A 19194-nucleotide genomic window follows, 5' to 3' on the forward strand; every position below is an offset into this window, starting at 1 on the left:
TCCTTCTTTTCGCGATGGACCGATTTTCTCATTATTTTTATTCTACTTCGCGGAATTCATGGACCCAGACGCGCATTTGCGGCAGCCATGGCATTCCCGGGTGGAGGGATAGGATTGATTGTTTATACTCTTCGACGGTTTCAAAGCCCTCGCGGCGGGCATCCTCATCTGTCAGTTCACCGAGGCTTTGCGAATAAACCTTTTCAACCACGAACTGGCGGCCTTCAAGCGTCATTACTTCACCCGGATCGGCATAGCGTCCATTTCGGCGTGTCGCTGTTTTTTCACCGGCCAATACTTTCTTAACATCCTCTTCCATTGTAACCAACCGTTCAATTGAACACGTTTTTGGCGGTAATGTATTATTTTCAGGCTGTGTCATTACTTTTCCTCCTTTTTCCATTATCAGCTATCTATTTTAACACTATTCTAGAGGTAAAAACAAAAAAAGGGGACAGACCCCTTAAACGACCTGTCCACCGCTTGCATGATATTTTTGGATTCCTTCAGCTGCCCGATAGGCAAGGGCACCGACTGTCCCTGTTGGATTGTAGCCTGAGTTATGGGCAAAGGCAGAAGCGCCGACAACAAATAGATTGTCCACGTCCCACATCTGCAGATAATTATTGACCGCAGACGTTGACGGGTCAGGGCCCATGATCACACCGCCGGTATTGTGAGTTGACTGGTAGGTAGTAATATCGTATGGCCCGAGTTCCTTTAATGAATCAATATGATCGGCACCCATCTCCTTTAAGATATCGGCACATTTATCAGCCAGGAATACCGCCAGCTTCCGGTCCTGCTCTTCAAAATCAAAGGTAATTCGGATTAGCGGGTCTCCGAAGGCATCTTTATACGTCGGGTCCAAATCTAGATAATGATGCTTAAACGGCATCGACGACCCTTGCCCGGCTACAGATATGTAGCGATTGGCATATTTTAATGATTGTTGCTTGAATTCTTTTCCCCATGTCGGTTTACCATTCGGAACCGCATTGTTTTGGATAGGACGCATGCCCGTTTGTGTATACGCAATACTTCCGCCATGGATAAAGTTCAATTTAGAATGGTCAAAATTATCGCCATTATAATCATCGAGCACCATGCCAAGCGAGCCTGCGCCGGCAAACGTATTAAATTCCTTATCATCGAAAAAGCCAACCGCATTACCCTTCATTACCTGATAGGCATAATTTCTGCCGATCACCCCGGACCCGGACGCGGGGTCATACGGTTTGCCAAGACCCGACATAAGGAGCAAGCGGACATTGTTAAACAAATAGCTTGTTAATACGACGATATCTGCCGGCTGTTCAATCTCTTCGCCTGTGGTTGTATCGACATATAAGACGCCCGTCGCCTTGCCTCCACTATGTAAAATCCTTCTTACATAAGAGTGGGTGCGGATCTCAAAATTTCCCGTTTTCTTGGCAACCGGAATCACCGTGACAACAGGGTCGGCCTTTGCCCCGTACTCACAGCCAAATCGCTCGCAGTATGCGCAGTATTGGCATGCTGCTCTAGAGATGCCGTCCGGATTTGTATACGATTCCGATAAATTCGCCGATGGCACTGTATAAGGGTGCAGCTTTAATTTTTTTGCTGCAGTCTCAAACATCTTCATCGGCGGTGATTTTTTCATCGGACCGGTTGGATATTTATCCGACCGCTTCCCGACATTCGGATGTGGATTTTCCTCACCGGAGATTCCGGCTGTTTTTTCAAATTTATCATAGTACGGTTCGAGCTCATCATAGGTAATGCCCCAGTCCTGCAAGGACATTTCCGCAGGGATTTTGTCTTTTCCGTAGCGTTCCATTGTCTTGCTGCGAATTTCAAAATCATAAGGCAGGAACCGATATGTCTGGCCATTCCAATGGACGCCGGCTCCGCCGAGTCCGTCTCCGAGCAGGAAAGACCCGTACTGTCTCATTGGCAGGGCGCGGATTTTTTCGTTACCGCGGAATGTAATCGTCTCCTTCGAAAGGTCCTGAAACAAGTCGTATCTTAGTGCGTAGCGGAGCTCATCATGAACCATGAAATAATCTTCTGTTTTTCTCTCTTTGCCCCGTTCCAATCCAACCACTTTAAGGCCTTTTTTGGTTAGTTCCGAGGCAATAATGCCTCCAGTCCAGCCGACTCCGACTAGGACTACATCTGTCTTCGGTAATTTTCTCGCCATTTTTCCACCTCATTATTAGGGGGGATATCCCCGTTGCTTTATGCTGTTTTCAGGGGGCAGTCCCCCTTTACATTAATGATTCATATGGCTTTGCAAGCTTTGTGGTGCGATTTTCTGAAAGTCTTTCTCAATAATATTGGCATACGCCATCTGGCTGCCGGGATAGTTGCGCATTTTCCAGCCATCCATATTGCGATTGCCTCCGTATAATGGATCGCTGTATACTCCCTCCATTGTGGCGCTGCGCAGCATTTGGAAAAATCCGCTTGGCGAAATCGTCGTGAGGTTCACCTTATCTCCCTCAAAATCCTGCAAAACCTTATCCTGCTCTTCACCCGATAAATCAGGGAAGTTTTTCTTATGAACAGCGTTACTGTGGTTTTGCAGCTCGCGCAGGCCGATATCAAATAGATCTCTTCGCTTAAGCCGGCCTTGGTAGCCTTGCACTTTTTCACCCCGATAAAATGGTGGCTGCATATAATCCCTGGCATTGAACCCCCAGTCCCCAGCCAGCTGATGGTCAATGAAATAGGCCACTCCCAACGCCTTAGCGCCCGGCCCATTGTCATCCTCAGGAAAAATCCGCTCAGTCGCGGCTTCGACAATCTTAAATTGCTCCGGGGTAAGATACATGAGCGCCTGATTATAATTGTTTTCTTGAGGAGAAGGCGGTTTTTCCTTTTGGCCATCCTTATCCCGTGTAATCAGACTGCCCAGGACTCCGCCAACAGCCAGGCCGCCAACGGTGAATCCCGTATTGCGCAGGAACCTTCTTCTTGATATTGCTTCCGGCTTTTTGTTTTCTTCAGCCATTGCATACACCTCCAAGTGAAATGACATTTATGGAATGTTTTTGATAATGTTCCCAAAATAATCCGTGTATACTCACAAATTTTTAGGGAAATTTATTGGGTAAAAAGGAGGAAAAAATATGAAAAGAATTTCGTTTTTGATTTTACTAGGTGTAATGTTGCTGCTTGGCTCCTGCTCGGCACAGCAAGAAATGAGAGGAAATGCGGAGGATCTGCATGATAACTCGTTGAATTCAAAGGGCAATGGCCATGAGCATGGAAAAAATAATGCGAACGTCATTCCAAGTGTCGACAGAAACAAGAAACAGACAACAGCGGCAGACACTGCCAGCGAGATAGGGGCCAATGTCTACAGTTTAATCGGCAGTTCAAGCCTGCATGATGGAGGAATTTCCTCCCATCTAGAATCAAGGCTGGCAGGAGCAGGAATCACAGGTATTAAGGTATTTGTCCTTGACGACACGGTGATCCTGGCAAGGGCAGCTAAAGAAGCAACCTCAACTCGTTATGATGACATGCAGAATAAAGTCCTCCGCAATGATTCCGGCATGTCTGCAAAGGGATTTAGCCAAGACGGTGTTGATCAAACTGCAAATGATGATGATAATTTGGCTCAGGCAAAAGATTTAATGAATAAAGCGTTTAATGGCCAAACTCAAGTCCTGACCATCACCAACCCAAAAGCGCTGCCTCTGATTGAAGGAATCAAGACCAATATCAAATCGGCAAACCCTTCTTATAGTAAGCTGTCTAGCGATATTATTACACTTGTACAAATGGCGAATGAAAAGTAAAAGGACCGGTCCCGGTCCTTTTTTTACACATTCAAATCCCTTTTTTTATAAAAAACATAGGTAACCGCCGTCAGGACTGCAAATAAGGTTACGGCCAATACCACAAAAACTGTTTCGAATCCGCCGCCATACATCATATTTTTCGCCTCAAAGTATTTAAACGGCGTGACATATTTCAACGCTAATATGCTTTCATTTAAATCGATGGCAACCGATAAGACAAAGGTCAGCAGCAGGATTCCGGCCGCAAGCGAACCCGCCGTTTTTGGTCTTTTTTTCAAAGAAGAAATGGCGCTGCCCATGACCATAAACAATAGCTGCAGCAAGAACATCCCCATCATCGTGACCGCAATATCTCCATTCACAGCCTCGCCATCGGCATATTTACCCACAATGACAGCAGAGGAAATCCATGTAACGAGATTAAAGATCACGATATTCGTGAACGCCGCCAGCAGCTTAGCGGTAATGATTTTCGCTCTAGATATCGGCTTTACAAACAGGAACTCCGAGGTCTTATCCCGCTCTTCCTTGGCAATAATCGTTGCTCCAAGCATCGCTGCATGGATGGTCGCCATTAATAGTAAATAAATATAAAGCAGCCCGTAGAAGCCACTTGCTGTGTTAAGGTCAAACGTTCCGACTCCCATTATCACCTGCAGCGATTTGGGCATATCAGCCATCAAGTCGTTCATGGATTCGCCCGATGAGGACAACCCGGTATATTTGGCCATCCCCGACACCACCATCAAAAAAACGCCAATGCACCAAAAGATAAGCGATTTCCGGTGCGATTTCATTTCTTTTAAATAGATATTCATGATTCGGCCTCCTATACGGCGTGGATATCCTTTTTTGTGTAAATGTAGTAACTGGATGCCACAGCAAAAATAATGATCACTGCGCCTGTAATCAAAAACGATGCTTCATAGCTTGAATGCTTTAAAATATAGTCATTATCAAAATATTTAAATGGTGAAAAATAGCGCTTGGCATCGTCACCCGTTGTCACCGCCATCGCCCCGATAAAGTAAAAGGCAAATACTGTACCAAGCGACACCGTCAGCACGGATTTAATCTTCGGAATCATCACCGAAACAATTATTCCGATTGCCAAGAACATAAGCTGCACGAAAAGCATTGTCAGTGATAGCAGGATGAACTGCTTCATACTGAAATCGTCCGTTTTCACTTGATTAGCAATGATTACCGCTGCTGCCAGATAAATCATATTTGTGATAACAAGGGATGTTACGGCCGCTGCAAGCTTTCCAGTGATCACCTGTGTTCTGGTTACCGGTTTTGTTAACAGGAAGTCCGCCGTTTTTTCCCGAACTTCTTTGCTGATGATGGAGGTCCCGAGATTCATTGCCTGAATTGCTCCGCACAGGACGATAAACGTCAAGGCGTAACCATAGAATCCGAGAATCGTAAATAAATTCTCCAAGTTAAGGCCAATCGCTTTTCTTAACGCTAGCGGATAGCCCTCCAACATCTTTTTAAATTCATCGGCATCTTTGGAAAAGTTCGGAAACATCGACATGAACAGCGCGAATACGGCAATGAGGGATATCGTCCAAATGATCGTCGACTTCCGGCAGGCCCTTAATTCATGAAAAAAGATATTCATCGTTTATCAGGCCTCCTTTTCGTAATAGTGCATAAAGATCTCTTCCAGATCCGGTTCCTCAATCCACAGGTTAGTGATTTCAATGTCAGCGATTTTTTTCAGAACCATATTGATATCGCCTCTAAACAAGAAGCTAATGATGTTATCCTTTACCGCCAAGTTATTAACACCGTTTATATTAAAATAGTTTTTATCGAGCGGCGCCTTCATTTCTACTTTGAACTTTTTATAATTGTTTTCTTTTAGAGTACTAATCTTTTCAACTGTAACAATCTTACCTTCTTTTATGATGGCGACGCGGTTACACAGACGCTGCACCTCGCTGAGGATGTGCGAGGAAAAGAGAATCGTTGCGCCTTTTTTATTCTCCTCCTCTAAGAGTTCAAAGAACTTCTGCTGCATGAGCGGGTCGAGGCCGCTGGTCGGTTCGTCAAGGATGATCAGCTTTGGTTCGTGCAGCAGGCCTTGGACAATCCCGACCTTCTTTTTATTTCCCAAGGAAAGGTCATCAATTTTTTTATTGAGGTCGAGGTCCATAATTTCCGCCAATTCCTTAATGCGCTTGCTGCAATCCTTTTTATAAAAACTGGCCGAATATTTTAACAGGTCCTTTACCTTCATATTGTCATAGTAAAAAACTTCAGACGGCAGGTAGCCGATTTCCCGTTTTATTTCCGGGGCAAATTTAATGCAGTCTTTGCCAAAAATAGCAGCACTGCCGCTCGTCGGGTAAATGAGCGACAGCAGCGTGCGGATGGTCGTCGATTTCCCGGCTCCGTTCGGCCCGATAAACCCGAAAATCTCGCCTTCCTCAACATTAAAGCTTATATCCGTGATTCCTCTTGACTTGCCGTAAGTCTTGGTTAGGTTGTTAATTTCGATTACGTTCATTTGTTGTGCCTCCCTTATTTATAAAAGCACGTTTTTAAAATAGTTAAATATTCTTCGAACTCGTCAAAGATTTTCTTATAATCTATTTCGTGTCCGGGGATGACCTTCGCCTTTGACAGTTCTTCGTCGCTCATTTTTTCAAACGTCCAAGTGATAATCTTTATGATTTTTTGAAGGTCGACATCATCTCTGAATTTTGAATAATCGACACCTTCATAAACCTTATTGATGTTGAGGTGAATCAACTCCCGTTTCTTTTCCTCCATCTCTTGTTTTATTTCGACAGCGTCCTCCATGTATGCCTCCTGGATAAATTTAAAGATATCCGGATACCTTTCCGACAGTTCCATTTTGATGATGACCGACTGCCGCATTCTGTTGAAAAAATCCACCTCGGTAAAGGAAAACTTTTGATAAAATAGTTCGGCAACAGTTTCGTAGCAATAGTTAACCAAAAACAAAAACAATTGTTTTTTGTTTTTAAAGTAGTGGAACAACAGCCCCTTTGAAATCTCTGCCTCCTTGACGATTTCATTTGTTGACGCTTTATCATATCCCTTCTGGGCAAATTCCTTTATCGCTGCATTGATAATTCTGTCTTGTTTTTCCGGTTCCAGATTTAAAAATTTCTCATACAATCCTGGCACCCTCCCTCCATTGACCCCTCTGGTCAATTACAGTTTATTCCTTTTGACCAGAGTGGTCAACAACTATTTTTGTCAAAAATATGAAATGTTTTGTCGAGGATAGTATGGGTTGGGTGGGTGTGATACGATGCGGGTGCTGGACAAAATTTTTAATGGAGGTGAAGTTGGAATTAAAATTGAATTAACGGAGGCGAGAGGTCATTAACATGAAAGTCAGAGATCGTTCATTAAAGTTAGAAGGGCTGATTGCTGCGCAGAGTCGGTTGTCACCGGGGCATCCGATGTTACCTGTATTGGCTGCAAAACAGGCTTCCACAGTTTCAGGTATCGGCGGCGAGGAGAGGGTGGCCGAAGTTTTTCGCAGGAGCTCCTTTTCATTCCCACACCATGTATTCCACGATCTATCACCCACGTCCGACGAAAGGTTTCAAAATGACAACTTTGTGCTGACTCCCTGGTATGGTAATGTGTTAGAAGTTAAAAATATTGGCGGTATTCTTGAGTTCAGGGACAATCCACCGCAGTTGATTAGAACACGAGAAGATGGGCGCAAAGACGGCTTTGAAAGCCCGGTCGTCCAGTTAGAGAGAAATGTTAGGTTATTACATGACTGGTTTCACGTACGCAACATCCAACTCCCGATTTACGGGGCAGTGGTGCTGGCCTATCCAAAGCAAATTGTTGCAGTTCCACCTTCGAAAACTAGACTCTTATTCCCCAACTTGATTCCTCCATACATTCGAAGTATTCCACAACAAGCACAAAAGTTGGATGTAGACACCTTCAATTGGCTTTCTACTGAACTACTTAACAGCCATCATCCTTTTATTCCAAAACCGATATCAGAGTCCTATAGCATTCCAATTGGCGATTTTCGTCCAGGAGTCAGATGTTCACCGTGCGGCCGAATTGGGATGGTGAAAGAGGTAAGGACCTGGCGATGTCCGTGGTGTGGGGCTGTGGATCATTTGGCGCATCAGGGAACATTATTGGAGTGGTTCTTGGTGTGCAAAAGGACGATTACAAATCGGGAGTGTCGGTGGTTTTTGGGGGTGGATGACATTTACCTTGCTAATCGAATTCTACAAAGCATGAATTTTCCTAGTGTCGGAGCCTTCCGGTATCGGACATATTTAATGGATTTCAGTCATTTTAAGGAGAAAACAATCATATACAAATGAAACTGGCTTATCCGCAAGTTGGGGAGGCTCTTCCACAAGTTGGCGCGCCTTATCCGCAAATTGGACGGCTCTTCGCAAGTTGAAACGCCTTATCCGCAAGTTGAATCCCCTTATCCGCAAGTTGGAGCGCCATTGCTCATATTACTAGTCAACTCGGTACTTCTCTTTACTTTAAAATGTGTACCCGCCCCCCGAAAGTGATATTATAATCATGTACTTAACTCACAATAAAGGGGAGTGCAGCAATTTTGAGAGAAGAATTGATTAAACGATTTACTTCCTATGTAAAGGTGGACACACAATCCAATGAGGCGAGTGAGACTTGTCCGTCAACGGACGGGCAGTGGACGTTGCTGCGCATGCTGGAAGCGGAACTGAAGGAAATCGGCATGCAAGAGGTCACGCTTGATGAGAATGGCTATCTGATGGCAACTCTGCCAGCAAACACAGATAAGGACGTGGACACCATCGGATTCCTAGCCCACGTTGATACCGCGACTGATTTTACCGGCAAAAATGTCAACCCACAGCTAGTCGAAAATTACGATGGCGGTGACATCACTTTAAACGAATCCCTAAAAGTCATCATGACCACAAAGGATTTTCCTAGCCTCAACGACTATAAGGGCCACACGCTAATCACTACTGACGGCACAACGCTGCTTGGGGCAGACAACAAGGCTGGCGTAACCGAAATCATGACGGCGATGGCTTACTTAATAAACCATCCAGAAATCAAGCACGGCAAGGTCCGCGTTGCGTTCACGCCGGATGAGGAAATTGGCCGTGGCCCGCATAAGTTTGACGTTGCGGCGTTCAATGCGAAATTTGCTTACACCGTTGACGGCGGTCCGTTAGGGGAGCTGGAATATGAAAGCTTCAACGCTGCTTCAGCGAAAATCACCATAAAGGGTAATAATATTCACCCGGGCTCTGCGAAAAATAAAATGGTTAACTCGATGAAAATTGCCATGGAATTGCAAAGCCAATTGCCAGCACAAGAGGCCCCGGAACTCACTGAAGGCTATGAAGGCTTCTATCATCTAATTTCCTTCAATGGCGAAGTCGAGCAAACCAAGCTTTATTACATTATCCGTGATCATGACAGAGAGCTTTTTAACAACAAAAAAGCCAACATGAAAAAAATCGTTGCTGACTTAAACGAGAAATATTGCGAGGGTACTCTTCAGCTTGAACTGAACGACCAATATTACAACATGAAGGAAAAAATTGAGCCGGTGTTCGAAATCGTAGAAATTGCTAAGGAAGCAATGGAGAACCTGGACATTAAACCGCTGATTAAACCAATCCGCGGCGGTACCGATGGATCACAGCTATCCTACATGGGTCTGCCGACTCCGAATATCTTTACTGGCGGCGAAAACTTCCACGGTAAATTTGAGTTCATTTCCGTAGATAATATGATCAAAGCCACCAATACAATCATTGAAATTGCCAAGCTTTTCGAACAAAAAGCTTAATTTTAAAAAAGCTAACCCCTTGTGGTTAGCTTTTTTCAATAATCGACATATTTCCCGGGGCATATCGACAATTTCCCCTAACTTAAAGAACCGCCGCGCACTCTCTCAGGCTCAACACCGTTTCACTCAATTGTCTTTCCAACTGTTCCTTCGACCATTTTCCATCGCCCTCAGCCAAATCCTTCTGAATCAACAGGATCATCCAAATGGAGAATACAGCGGAAAACAAATGGTATTCCCGAAAAAACATTTCAGCATCCAGTTCCAACTCAACTTGCTCAAGATAGTTTCGTAAAGCTCGCTTGCGAAGCCCGACCTCTATCTTTTTTGGAAAAATTGGATGCGACAAATCAAGCAGGTGGTACAGGTCCCAGAAAGGGGTATTCAAATGAGCATGCTCCCAGTCCAAAATAACAATCCGGCCATCCGCAAATGCATAATTGCCCACATGCAAGTCGCCATGCGATAGAACAAGTCTCTTTGAAAATATGAAACTATCAATCCATTCATAAACACGCTCAATCAATCTTTCATCCAGCGCTAACGCAGGGAGCAGCGCAAAGAACTCCTCCTTATCCCGGCGGATATCCGAAATCAACTGTTCCAGCTTCGGCTTCAGTCCTGCCACTGGGACTTTGGGAAATGACTGTAGCGGAAGGGAATGCCACCAGGCCATCAACTTGATTACGCCAAGTATATTTTCTTCGCTGAATTCGTGCGAAAGCGGGCCTAGATCTTCAAGTACCATCCAGCTTAACTCAGGATTATCGTGTTTCGAATAGGAAATAATTTTTGGAAAAATGGCTGGGAAGAGACGGAGGACATGTTCATTGATCCACGCTTCCCTGCCTAATTGAGCATTATTCGTTAATGGTTTAAAAATATAGCTTTCGGACGGCGATACATAAAACCGCTCCACAAACTTTCCGTTCATCCCTTGATAGAGAGTTTCTTTTTTAAAAATTAACCGTTCATTTAAGGTTCCATCCGAAAGAACGATATCATCAGGAAGCGCCATAGACCCACAACCTTTTTTAGTAGGTTTTAACTATGAATATAATGCGAATCCAAAACACATGCAAACTTTTTACCCATAGGTGGAGAGGGAAGTAATACCCGCTTTTTACATATGTATGATGGATATAGAGATTAATTCTGATAGCGGTCAAGGATACTAAAGAATTCGCTGAGGAATTCATAAAATAACATTTCCGTTGGCAGCAGCTCGCGGTCAGTTGGGATGATGACGCCGACCGTGCGGCTGACATTAGGCTCCACTACCGGAATTTTGACCGTTGACCGCGGCAGGCTGTCAATCAAAGTGATTTCCGGAATGAGCGTCACGCCAAGCCCTGCAGAAACCAGTCCTTTTATCGCATCAATATCCTTGCCCTCAAAGGCTACATTCGGCTCAAATCCAAGCTGGGCACAGGCGTTAACGATAATTTCCCGCAAAATATACCCATTGGGGAACAAGATAAAAGAATCCTCCCGCAAATCGGCTAATTTGATATTTTTTTTGGCTGCAAGGGGATGACTCAGCGGCAGCAGAGCGACAATATTTTCCGTAAATAACGTCTTTCCGGTAATCTTCTTTTCCCGTTTTGGAACCGGACCGAGCAATGCCATATTAAAATTTCCTTTAATGACACCTTCAATTAAAAACAGATATGATCCTTGATTTAATTGGAACTTCACATCGGGATAGCGTTCGCGGAAGGCAGAAATTGCTGTCGGCAATGTATAACCGGCAAGGCTTGAGGGAAACCCAATATGAACCGTGCCTTTTTCCGGGTCGAGGTATTCCTCAACCTTGCGTTTGGCATTATCAATCAACTTTACGGCTTGTTCCATCTGCTGCAAAAACATTTCGCCGATTGGGGTCAATTTGACATTACGGCCCTCGCGAATAAACAGACTAACGCCTAGCTCTTCCTCAAGATTAACGATTTGTCTGCTTACCGCGGATTGTGCTACATGCATGGCGTCAGCTGCCTCTGTCACATGCTCCCGTTTTGCTACTTCAATGAAATATTTAATCTGCCGTAACTCCATCAATACCGCTCCTTCCCATTCCATCTCATTATGGCATTAATTATATCTAATATCCATATTGCTTAGATTAATAATCAATTATAAAATAATTAAATGTAAATAAAAAGAATTTTCAGTTAAATAATTTACTTAAGGGGTGATTTCATGCAAACCATCGAGCATGTTAAACAATCAGGATCAAAGGCAGCAAGGGACTACGTAACCGAGGTATTTGCCACAGTGCAAAGCCGGAACCCTCATGAATATGAATTCCATCAGGCCGTTAAGGAAATATTCGATTCCCTCGTGCCTGTTTTTGCAAAACACCCAAAATATATGCAGCAGGGTATTCTTGAAAGAATCGTTGAACCGGAGCGGGTCATCAGTTTCCGCGTTCCATGGGTAGACGATAATGGAAAAGTTCAGGTAAACCGCGGTTTCCGTGTCCAGTACAATAGCGCCATCGGGCCTTATAAAGGCGGTCTGCGTTTTCACCCATCAGTAAACGCCAGCATTATCAAGTTTTTAGGCTTTGAGCAAATTTTTAAAAACTCACTAACCAGCCAGCCTATCGGCGGCGGTAAAGGCGGGTCAGACTTCGATCCTAAAGGGAAATCTGACGGAGAAATCATGCGTTTCTGCCAAAGCTTCATGGCTGAGCTTTACCGTCATATCGGACCAGATGTCGACGTGCCGGCAGGAGATATTGGTGTTGGCGGGCGTGAAATCGGCTATCTGTTTGGAATGTATAAGAAGCTCCGTGGCGGCTATGAGGCTGGTGTCCTCACAGGTAAGGGCATCGGTTATGGCGGAAGCTTGACGCGGACTGAGGCGACAGGCTATGGTACCGTCTATTTTGTTAATGAAATGTTGAAGGATCGAGGACAAAGCTTCCAAGACAGCACTGTCGTTATTTCCGGATCTGGCAACGTGTCCATTTATGCAATTGAAAAAGCAACCCAGCTTGGCGCGCGCGTTGTCGCTTGCAGCGATTCTAATGGATATATTTACGACGAAAATGGAATCAACCTTGAAACGGTTAAGCAAATTAAAGAAGTCGATCGCCAACGAATCAGTGAGTATGTCAACTATCATCCACATGCTCAGTATTTCGAAGGCTGCACAGGCATATGGTCGATTCCTTGCGATATCGCCCTTCCTTGTGCGACGCAAAATGAAATTGACGAGTGCTCCGCTAAATTGTTAGTGGAGAATGGCGTGAAAGCAGTAGGCGAAGGCGCCAACATGCCATCAACCCTTGAGGCTGTTGATGTATTTTTAAACAATGATGTGCTGTTTGGTCCTGGTAAAGCAGCCAATGCAGGCGGTGTCGCCGTATCAGCACTGGAAATGGCACAAAACAGCCAGCGCCTGTCTTGGACGTTTGAAGAAGTCGACGCCAGGCTGCACCAAATCATGATAAACATTTACCAAAACGCTGTGAAGGCTTCCGAAGAGTACGGCTTCCCTGGCAACCTCGTTGTCGGCGCCAACATCGCCGGATTTACAAAAGTGGCGGATGCGATGATTGTGCAGGGCGTTATTTAATTTTTGGTCTAAAAGCTTCCGGGGATTCGGAGGCTTTTTTTATGTGAGATTTTCTTCCATACTTTTGTGGCTGCATGTTTTTCTTGCTGATTGGTTACATTAACCAATGTCCAATCAATAAGGAGGTTAATGGCATGGATAAAAATCTTCAAGGCGATACCCAGCAATTTGTCGAAAACTTGCACGATCGGCAGGAAAAGGATCTCAAAAATCGACAAAATCAGGGCAGCGACACCCCTTCTAAAAAATTGCCGAATAAGCAGCATTAATAAGAAGAAAAAGGTAGGCTCTTTAGAATGGTACCTGTAGGTAGGACACTTGTAAAAAAGAGTGTTCAACCTGCAGGTATTTTTTATATACTTGAATTTCAGAATATGGGGATTAGGGGACAACATGAGTAAAATAACTTTTTCATCTAAAGAGATAAATACACTACAAAAAAATCCAAATGTACAGCGTGTCAGCGAAAAATCCATTACCTATACAGAAGAATTTAAAAATAGATTTATCGATGAATACCAAGTCGGCAAACTCCCACGTCAAATTTTTGAGGAGAATGGATTTGATGCGGACGTCATTGGCATAAAACGAATTGAACAGTCGGCCTGTAGGTGGAAAAAAGCCTATGAAATGAATGGCTTGATCGGGCTTACAGATACAAGAAAAACATCCTCCGGCAGACCTTTAAAACGGGAGCTTACACCCTCCGAAGTAATTGAGAGACAAAGAGCCAGAATTGAGCTATTGGAAGGGCAGGTAGAGCTGTTAAAAAAGCTAGAAACGACCGAAAGGAGGCTGCTAAACGCAAGCGAGAATCTAAATCCAAATAAGGCATATCAATTGATCCAGGAGACGCTTGAGCAAAACGGATTTAAGGGAATGACTAGGTACTTTTGTGAGCTTCTGGGTGTTTCCCGGTCTGGATACTATAGTTACATGAAGGCTGCCTCTGTTCGTGAAGCAAGGGAGAAGTTAGACCTCGAAGCGAAGGAACTCATTTTAAAGGCTTTTGACCGAAGAGGATATAAGAAAGGTTCACGCTCCATCAAAATGATTTTGAAGAATGAGTTTGATGTTAACTTCAGCCGTAAAAAAATCCGGAGAATAATGAGGAAATATGGAATTGTCTGTCCTCACAGAAAGCCAAATCCATATAAAAGAATCGCCAAAGCAACAAAGGAGCATCAGGTCGTACCAAATAAGTTAAACAGGGAATTTAAGCAAGGTGTACCAGGGAAAGTATTATTAACGGATATTACATATTTACCATATAACGGAAGTAGTATGGCCTATTTGTCAACCATAAAAGACGCCTCCACCAATGAGTTATTAGCTTATCATATTTCAGATCGTATCACTTTAGATATCGCAACAAAGACCATCGATAAATTAATGAAAAATAAGAAAATTAGTTTACATTCGGAGGCATTTATCCATTCTGATCAAGGGAGCCATTACACAAGCCCAAGATATCAGAAATTGTTAAAAAGACATGGTTTAGACCAGTCAATGTCTCGGAGAGGAAACTGTTGGGACAATGCCCCGATGGAGTCTTTCTTTGGGCATTTAAAGGATGAGGTAGACTACCAGTCTTGTAAAACATTAGATGAACTGGAGGCGAAAATAAATCATTACATGGTTTACTATAACAATTATCGATATCAATGGAATTTAGAAAAGATGACCCCTATTCAATATAGGAATCATCTTTTAGCTTCATAACTCTTTTTTTCATGTGTCCTTGACATGGGTGCCAGATTACTTCTTTGTGTAGAAGATCTCCCTTTTTAATCTTATTTAGTTCCATACGCAAACAGTAACAGGAACTACGGATACAATATTTGCTTTATCGGTTGCAGTAGTATTAGTAGCAATAGTAACTCATGGATTATTATGCCGCCTTTATCAAAGAGGAAGAAACAAAGTTAGGGTGGCGCATGCCGCCCTAAATGCCTATTTTAAAAACCAATTCTTCCTGTATTCAAAGCAACATAAACCACCAAAAACAACCCCACCATCGTGACAGAAACAGCCATCCCAAACACCTTAAATCTATGAAAAAAAGCAAAACAACTAATCGGCACGGCCACCACGATAATAAAGAAAAACACCGTAGAATTTATGTATTTGTATAAGTATTTAATAACATCCGGCTGCTCAATCCCCAATAAATAAAACAGCAGCCACCCGGCAAGGATTCCTATAACAGCCTGCAAAACTATCTTCATTCATCCTACCTCCCTCCTAATCCATTAAAATTCGATAATATGAATCTTAAGTCCTACTAATATATTATTTTTGGGGCAATAAATGAAGAAGGCACCTCAAAGGGGTGCCTTCTCATTACTCTACTTATTCATACTCGCTAAGAACCCGCCCAATAGGTCATCAAGGTCTGGCTCTTCATCCAGGTCCGTTTCCTTAGCAGGGAATTCCTGTTGCCTTGCTGCGCTGTCCCAATCAAACTCATCAAGGTCATCAACCAAGTCAACACCGGCCGCAATTTCATCCGCAAAATCTGGCTCAACTTCGGGAGGCTGTACCGGGTCGTCCATAAAAGCATCTTCCTCCTGCAAATACAACGCTTCATCAATATCAACCGCTTTGCTATTCATCGAGGCAAGCAGTGCGGTCGACCTCACGGGGTCATTGATGAGCTGATAGATGATGCTCCCCAGCAATGCCTCCGAATGCTCATGCTTCAGCCAATTGCGCTGGGCCTTGGTTAATCCCTTCGGTAGGGGAACGGTAATGGTTTCCTTTTCGCGGGAAACCGATTGGCTTACCCCCTGCATGACAAACGCAGCAATGCTGCTGGAAAAATTCCGCCGCTCGGTTTCCTTTAATTTTTGCAAGTGCTTCAAGATGTGGTCAGGTGTATCGGAGGGGACCCGGAACGATATCGCCTGCCCCCTCTTAATTTCATTACCCGCCGTCTTTTTCATAGAATCACCCTAAGTTAACTTTTTACAGGAGCTTTTTCAGCCTTTTGCTTTTCAGACTTGCGGACAAAATCGGTAATCAGCTTATAGTAAGCATTGGCCATCATCCAAATACTTTCCTTCTCATCCTCGAAGAAATCGATATTAAAGCCATCTAAGCCATTATTTAATGTTTTTAAGTATTCTTTTAAAATGATTGACCCGCCGCCGACAAAATAGCAGATTTCCGTTTGCGAGTTTTTTGCCCACACATTGCGCAGCAAGCGATATTCCTTTTTTGCCAAATCAAGCAGGATTCTATCGGTGATATCGTGGACGCTTGTCCGGCTCCCTTTCACCATGATGTGGTTACGATCGTTTTTCTTGGTGATAATCTCCACGACATCACGGCGGCTGTCGAGCTCTACGCCATGCTTTTTACGGATTTCCTCACGGATCGCTTCTAATGATTCTGAAACCCCGAGATTAAAACCTTGGGCCTTATCATCATCAACGTTCCGGTTCTTAATAACCGCGATATCGGTCGATAATCCGCCGATATCCTGGATTAAAATCCGCTTATCGATTAAATCCTTATTAATAATTTTTGAATTATTATCCATCACAAGGTTAATGTAGGCCGCAAAGCCTTCGGGATAGACCTTTACCTCATTAAATTTAATGTTAACCTTGATTCCTTGATACCGCGGCGTCACCAAAAATTCAACCTGGTGGACTGAACCAAGCAGCCTAGAGCGATAACCGGCATCCTTGCCTTCCTTAACCTCGCGAAGCGGCAGGCCCGTTCCGAGCGTATAATTGGCATCAATCACGTTTTTTGACCTTGGAAAGTCCGTATTCACTGCATCCAATGCCAACGTCGCAAATAACATAATTAAAGTTTGGTCTTCTTCAGACTTGCTGCTGCCGGGATCAAGTTCTGTCGCATTATCACTCTTGGCAGCCAAATTTCCGATACGATAAATACTATTGTTTTCTTTTAGGGCAGGGGAGTGGACTTTAATATGAATTCCATCGAGAGGGTCCTTGCTGTCCAATTCTTCAATTCCGATTACCGGGCGATCTTCCGTATCTCTGGCGATAATGTTTGGGATGTTCAATTCGTAGTCTATTTCTCCGAAAATAGCTTTAATGGAGTCATTACCTACATCCACCGCTGCAATTCTGGACTTAGTCATATTATCATTCCTTTTCATTTAATAGATTCTTTTCTTTTAAGGTTATAGAAGATTACTAGATTCTTCAATGACACTGAGTGAAAAGAAACACAAGTGTAAAGTTGTAAACATGATGTAAACATAGAAGAAATTGTAAACATTTTTGTAAACAAAAATGACAATATCGTTTACATGGCGGTTTAACGGAATGTATACAGATTTGTAAACATGTAAACGGATTTGTAAACATCATGTATACAAAAAGTAAACACGTATACAGTTTTGTATACAGTCCTGAATTGTTACAAATATTTCATGATAAGAAAAAAGAAGGCACCCATAGGGAACCTTCAAGTTCAATGTATTCTATCATTAGTGTAGGTGGATGTTTACTCAGGTCTATTCCTGTGAATTAATACCTTAAACCATTCTACAAATTCAATTCTAAATCCGTACTAACATAAAGGTAATACCAGTTATTATTGTATTTAAGCAAAGAGGTTTCCACTGGTTTGCTTAAAGTAAAATTATATTTGATTCCGCCCATATTTAATAAGGCAGTTTTCGGATGATCCGGTTGTTCAAAGTAGTCCTGATTGCTGATTAACGAGGCAGTTGTTAATTTCAAGACCCCAGTTGAATCTGTGTAATACCACTTTCCTTTATAGTTGACCCAGCCGGTTACCATTACACCATTATCGTCAAGATAGTGCCAAGACGAGTTATCTTGAAGCCAGCCCGTTTTCATCACACCCGCCGCATCAAAAAAGTATTTCTTCCCAGCTTCGTCCAGCCAGCCCGTTTTCGTTGCCCCGGTAGGCTCAAGGTAATATCGTATTCCATTATCTAATAACCAACCGGTTTTCATGACGCCGTTGTGGTCAAGATAATACTTTTGCCCAGCATCCTCCAGCCATCCCGTCTTCATGGCACCAGCACCATCAAAATAAAACCTTTGCCCGTTCTCCTCATGCCAGCCTACCTTTGCTTTTCCTTCTCCATCAAGTAAATACTTTTGCCCGCCCTCTTCAAGCCATCCCGTTTTCATTTCACCGTTGGCATCAAAATAATATTTGCCTCCTTGAAGCTCCAACCATCCTGTACGCATAACACCGTTTTTATCTAAGAAGTACTTCTTTTTACCTTCAGTAAACCAGCACGTTTTCATAACCCCGGAGCGGTCAAAGAAGTATTTTTTACCTTTTATAGTCTGCCATCCCGTTTTCACAACACCATTAACGTAATAAAACTTTTTGCCACCGGCATTGACCCATCCGTTCAGGATTGGGGCAACAGCATCACCTGCATTCGCACTTGCCGGGGCAGTAACCACATACCCATTCGCCGCGGCAATCGCATCAAACCCGGCACTTGAATATGTAATAACAACATCCGTCTTCAGTTTGATTTGGTCAAATAGCCAGCGAACATCTGCATTATGCATCCGAACGCAGCCAGCACTGACATATCTGCCAATCGAATTTTCATTGGCATTGCCGTGAATTGCGTAAGTTGTTCCATACGTTCCTCTAGCATCAAGTCCCATCCAGCGATTGCCTAAAGGATTACGAGGGTCACCACCTGGGATATTGTTCTTATAATAAGGGCGATTGACAATCTTGTTCACAATCTTGAACTTCCCTTCTGGTGTTAGCGACCGTGATCTGCCCGTTCCTACCTTAAAGGTTTTGACTAAAGTGCCGCCATTATAATAGGCAAGCGTATTAGTCTTCTTATTGATAATGATTAACTGGGAACCATTGCTGGCTTCTGCAGGACCAACAAAGGCAAAAAAAGTAAAAAACAGTAAAAATGGTATTAGTAATTTCTTCATTGCAGCTACGCACCCCAATTATGTTTCTTTTCTTTAACATAACATGCCGGATAGGGAA

At 43.5% G+C, this 19194-nt stretch carries 19 protein-coding genes; 6 read left to right on the forward strand and 13 right to left on the reverse strand.

What is annotated here, in order from left to right; all coding sequences use genetic code 11:
- Positions 1 to 37 precede the first annotated feature (37 nt).
- The 3 genes from ACZ43M_RS26180 to ACZ43M_RS26190 all read right to left on the reverse strand — a co-directional run bounded on the left by ACZ43M_RS26180 (position 38) and on the right by ACZ43M_RS26190 (position 2998).
- A complete protein-coding gene (locus ACZ43M_RS26180) occupies positions 38 to 382 on the reverse strand; it encodes an ASCH domain-containing protein (protein ID WP_464505437.1) in 345 nt (114 codons plus the stop codon).
- 81 nt (positions 383 to 463) lie between these two features.
- Positions 464 to 2185 carry a GMC family oxidoreductase gene (locus ACZ43M_RS26185; RefSeq protein ID WP_464505438.1) on the reverse strand — a complete coding sequence of 574 codons (1722 nt, stop codon included), beginning with the start codon at positions 2183 to 2185 and terminating at the stop codon, positions 464 to 466.
- 72 nt (positions 2186 to 2257) lie between these two features.
- Positions 2258 to 2998 carry a gluconate 2-dehydrogenase subunit 3 family protein gene (locus ACZ43M_RS26190; protein ID WP_464505439.1) on the reverse strand — a complete coding sequence of 247 codons (741 nt, stop codon included), beginning with the start codon at positions 2996 to 2998 and terminating at the stop codon, positions 2258 to 2260.
- 118 nt (positions 2999 to 3116) lie between these two features.
- Between ACZ43M_RS26190 and ACZ43M_RS26195 the strand changes: the two genes are divergently transcribed.
- Entirely contained in the window at positions 3117 to 3791 is a 675-nt protein-coding gene (locus ACZ43M_RS26195) for a hypothetical protein (RefSeq protein ID WP_464505440.1), read from the forward strand.
- Between the two features lie 23 nt (positions 3792 to 3814).
- On the opposite strand, the gene ACZ43M_RS26200 is transcribed toward ACZ43M_RS26195, so the two are convergent.
- The 4 genes from ACZ43M_RS26200 to ACZ43M_RS26215 are packed head-to-tail and all read right to left on the reverse strand — an operon-like array spanning position 3815 to position 6950.
- Entirely contained in the window at positions 3815 to 4612 is a 798-nt protein-coding gene (locus ACZ43M_RS26200; protein WP_464505441.1) for an ABC transporter permease subunit, read from the reverse strand.
- Between the two features lie 11 nt (positions 4613 to 4623).
- Entirely contained in the window at positions 4624 to 5421 is a 798-nt protein-coding gene (locus ACZ43M_RS26205) for an ABC transporter permease subunit (RefSeq protein ID WP_464505442.1), read from the reverse strand.
- 6 nt (positions 5422 to 5427) lie between these two features.
- Positions 5428 to 6312 (reverse strand): ABC transporter ATP-binding protein, encoded by an 885-nt coding sequence (locus ACZ43M_RS26210; protein ID WP_464505443.1) that lies wholly within the window; start codon positions 6310 to 6312, stop codon positions 5428 to 5430.
- A gap of 14 nt (positions 6313 to 6326) precedes the next feature.
- The gene (locus tag ACZ43M_RS26215; protein ID WP_464505444.1) at positions 6327 to 6950 is read right to left on the reverse strand and encodes a TetR/AcrR family transcriptional regulator; all 624 of its coding nucleotides are present in this window, start codon (positions 6948 to 6950) and stop codon (positions 6327 to 6329) included.
- A gap of 215 nt (positions 6951 to 7165) precedes the next feature.
- Here ACZ43M_RS26215 and ACZ43M_RS26220 point away from each other — a divergent pair, with 215 nt between their 5' ends.
- Both ACZ43M_RS26220 and pepT read left to right on the forward strand, forming a co-directional pair.
- Positions 7166 to 8140: an NERD domain-containing protein gene (locus ACZ43M_RS26220; RefSeq protein ID WP_464505445.1), complete on the forward strand. Its 975-nt coding sequence runs from the start codon at positions 7166 to 7168 to the stop codon at positions 8138 to 8140.
- A 248-nt stretch (positions 8141 to 8388) separates the two neighbouring features.
- On the forward strand, positions 8389 to 9621 hold the full coding sequence (gene pepT, locus ACZ43M_RS26225) for a peptidase T (RefSeq protein WP_464505446.1): 1233 nt from the start codon (positions 8389 to 8391) through the stop codon (positions 9619 to 9621).
- Positions 9622 to 9703: 82 nt separating this feature from the next.
- On the opposite strand, the gene ACZ43M_RS26230 is transcribed toward pepT, so the two are convergent.
- Both ACZ43M_RS26230 and ACZ43M_RS26235 read right to left on the reverse strand, forming a co-directional pair.
- Positions 9704 to 10639, reverse strand: coding sequence for a phosphotransferase family protein (locus ACZ43M_RS26230; RefSeq protein WP_464505447.1), 936 nt, complete (start codon positions 10637 to 10639; stop codon positions 9704 to 9706).
- Between the two features lie 131 nt (positions 10640 to 10770).
- Positions 10771 to 11676, reverse strand: a complete 906-nt coding sequence (locus ACZ43M_RS26235; RefSeq protein ID WP_464505448.1) for a LysR family transcriptional regulator — start codon at positions 11674 to 11676, stop codon at positions 10771 to 10773.
- 144 nt (positions 11677 to 11820) lie between these two features.
- On the opposite strand from ACZ43M_RS26235, the gene gdhA reads away from it, so the two are divergent.
- The 3 genes from gdhA to ACZ43M_RS26250 all read left to right on the forward strand — a co-directional run bounded on the left by gdhA (position 11821) and on the right by ACZ43M_RS26250 (position 14925).
- Positions 11821 to 13203 (forward strand): NADP-specific glutamate dehydrogenase, encoded by a 1383-nt coding sequence (gdhA, locus tag ACZ43M_RS26240; RefSeq protein ID WP_464505449.1) that lies wholly within the window; start codon positions 11821 to 11823, stop codon positions 13201 to 13203.
- A gap of 134 nt (positions 13204 to 13337) precedes the next feature.
- Entirely contained in the window at positions 13338 to 13472 is a 135-nt protein-coding gene (locus ACZ43M_RS26245; protein ID WP_464505450.1) for a DUF4023 domain-containing protein, read from the forward strand.
- 124 nt (positions 13473 to 13596) lie between these two features.
- Positions 13597 to 14925 (forward strand): IS3 family transposase, encoded by a 1329-nt coding sequence (locus tag ACZ43M_RS26250; RefSeq protein WP_464505451.1) that lies wholly within the window; start codon positions 13597 to 13599, stop codon positions 14923 to 14925.
- A gap of 236 nt (positions 14926 to 15161) precedes the next feature.
- Here ACZ43M_RS26250 and ACZ43M_RS26255 read toward each other — a convergent pair whose 3' ends face one another.
- The 4 genes from ACZ43M_RS26255 to ACZ43M_RS26270 form a co-directional block, all read right to left on the reverse strand.
- A complete protein-coding gene (locus tag ACZ43M_RS26255) occupies positions 15162 to 15431 on the reverse strand; it encodes a hypothetical protein (RefSeq protein ID WP_464505452.1) in 270 nt (89 codons plus the stop codon).
- A gap of 120 nt (positions 15432 to 15551) precedes the next feature.
- Positions 15552 to 16148 carry a hypothetical protein gene (locus tag ACZ43M_RS26260; RefSeq protein ID WP_464505453.1) on the reverse strand — a complete coding sequence of 199 codons (597 nt, stop codon included), beginning with the start codon at positions 16146 to 16148 and terminating at the stop codon, positions 15552 to 15554.
- Between the two features lie 14 nt (positions 16149 to 16162).
- Positions 16163 to 17323, reverse strand: coding sequence for an Alp7A family actin-like protein (locus ACZ43M_RS26265; protein WP_464505454.1), 1161 nt, complete (start codon positions 17321 to 17323; stop codon positions 16163 to 16165).
- A gap of 409 nt (positions 17324 to 17732) precedes the next feature.
- Positions 17733 to 19136, reverse strand: coding sequence for a L,D-transpeptidase family protein (locus ACZ43M_RS26270; RefSeq protein WP_464505455.1), 1404 nt, complete (start codon positions 19134 to 19136; stop codon positions 17733 to 17735).
- Between the last annotated feature and the right edge of the window lie 58 nt (positions 19137 to 19194).

The sequence above is a fragment of the Neobacillus sp. B24 genome, from assembly GCF_055381825.1.

Coding starts and splice junctions, on each gene's coding strand:
- ACZ43M_RS26180 (WP_464505437.1), bottom strand. CDS start 382: ATGACACAGCCTGAAAATAATACATTACCGCCAAAAACGTGTTCAATT.
- ACZ43M_RS26185 (WP_464505438.1), bottom strand. CDS start 2,185: ATGGCGAGAAAATTACCGAAGACAGATGTAGTCCTAGTCGGAGTCGGC.
- ACZ43M_RS26190 (WP_464505439.1), bottom strand. CDS start 2,998: ATGGCTGAAGAAAACAAAAAGCCGGAAGCAATATCAAGAAGAAGGTTC.
- ACZ43M_RS26195 (WP_464505440.1), top strand. CDS start 3,117: ATGAAAAGAATTTCGTTTTTGATTTTACTAGGTGTAATGTTGCTGCTT.
- ACZ43M_RS26200 (WP_464505441.1), bottom strand. CDS start 4,612: ATGAATATCTATTTAAAAGAAATGAAATCGCACCGGAAATCGCTTATC.
- ACZ43M_RS26205 (WP_464505442.1), bottom strand. CDS start 5,421: ATGAATATCTTTTTTCATGAATTAAGGGCCTGCCGGAAGTCGACGATC.
- ACZ43M_RS26210 (WP_464505443.1), bottom strand. CDS start 6,312: ATGAACGTAATCGAAATTAACAACCTAACCAAGACTTACGGCAAGTCA.
- ACZ43M_RS26220 (WP_464505445.1), top strand. CDS start 7,166: ATGAAAGTCAGAGATCGTTCATTAAAGTTAGAAGGGCTGATTGCTGCG.
- ACZ43M_RS26230 (WP_464505447.1), bottom strand. CDS start 10,639: ATGGCGCTTCCTGATGATATCGTTCTTTCGGATGGAACCTTAAATGAA.
- ACZ43M_RS26235 (WP_464505448.1), bottom strand. CDS start 11,676: ATGGAGTTACGGCAGATTAAATATTTCATTGAAGTAGCAAAACGGGAG.
- gdhA (WP_464505449.1), top strand. CDS start 11,821: ATGCAAACCATCGAGCATGTTAAACAATCAGGATCAAAGGCAGCAAGG.
- ACZ43M_RS26245 (WP_464505450.1), top strand. CDS start 13,338: ATGGATAAAAATCTTCAAGGCGATACCCAGCAATTTGTCGAAAACTTG.
- ACZ43M_RS26250 (WP_464505451.1), top strand. CDS start 13,597: ATGAGTAAAATAACTTTTTCATCTAAAGAGATAAATACACTACAAAAA.
- ACZ43M_RS26255 (WP_464505452.1), bottom strand. CDS start 15,431: ATGAAGATAGTTTTGCAGGCTGTTATAGGAATCCTTGCCGGGTGGCTG.
- ACZ43M_RS26260 (WP_464505453.1), bottom strand. CDS start 16,148: ATGAAAAAGACGGCGGGTAATGAAATTAAGAGGGGGCAGGCGATATCG.
- ACZ43M_RS26265 (WP_464505454.1), bottom strand. CDS start 17,323: ATGACTAAGTCCAGAATTGCAGCGGTGGATGTAGGTAATGACTCCATT.
- ACZ43M_RS26270 (WP_464505455.1), bottom strand. CDS start 19,136: ATGAAGAAATTACTAATACCATTTTTACTGTTTTTTACTTTTTTTGCC.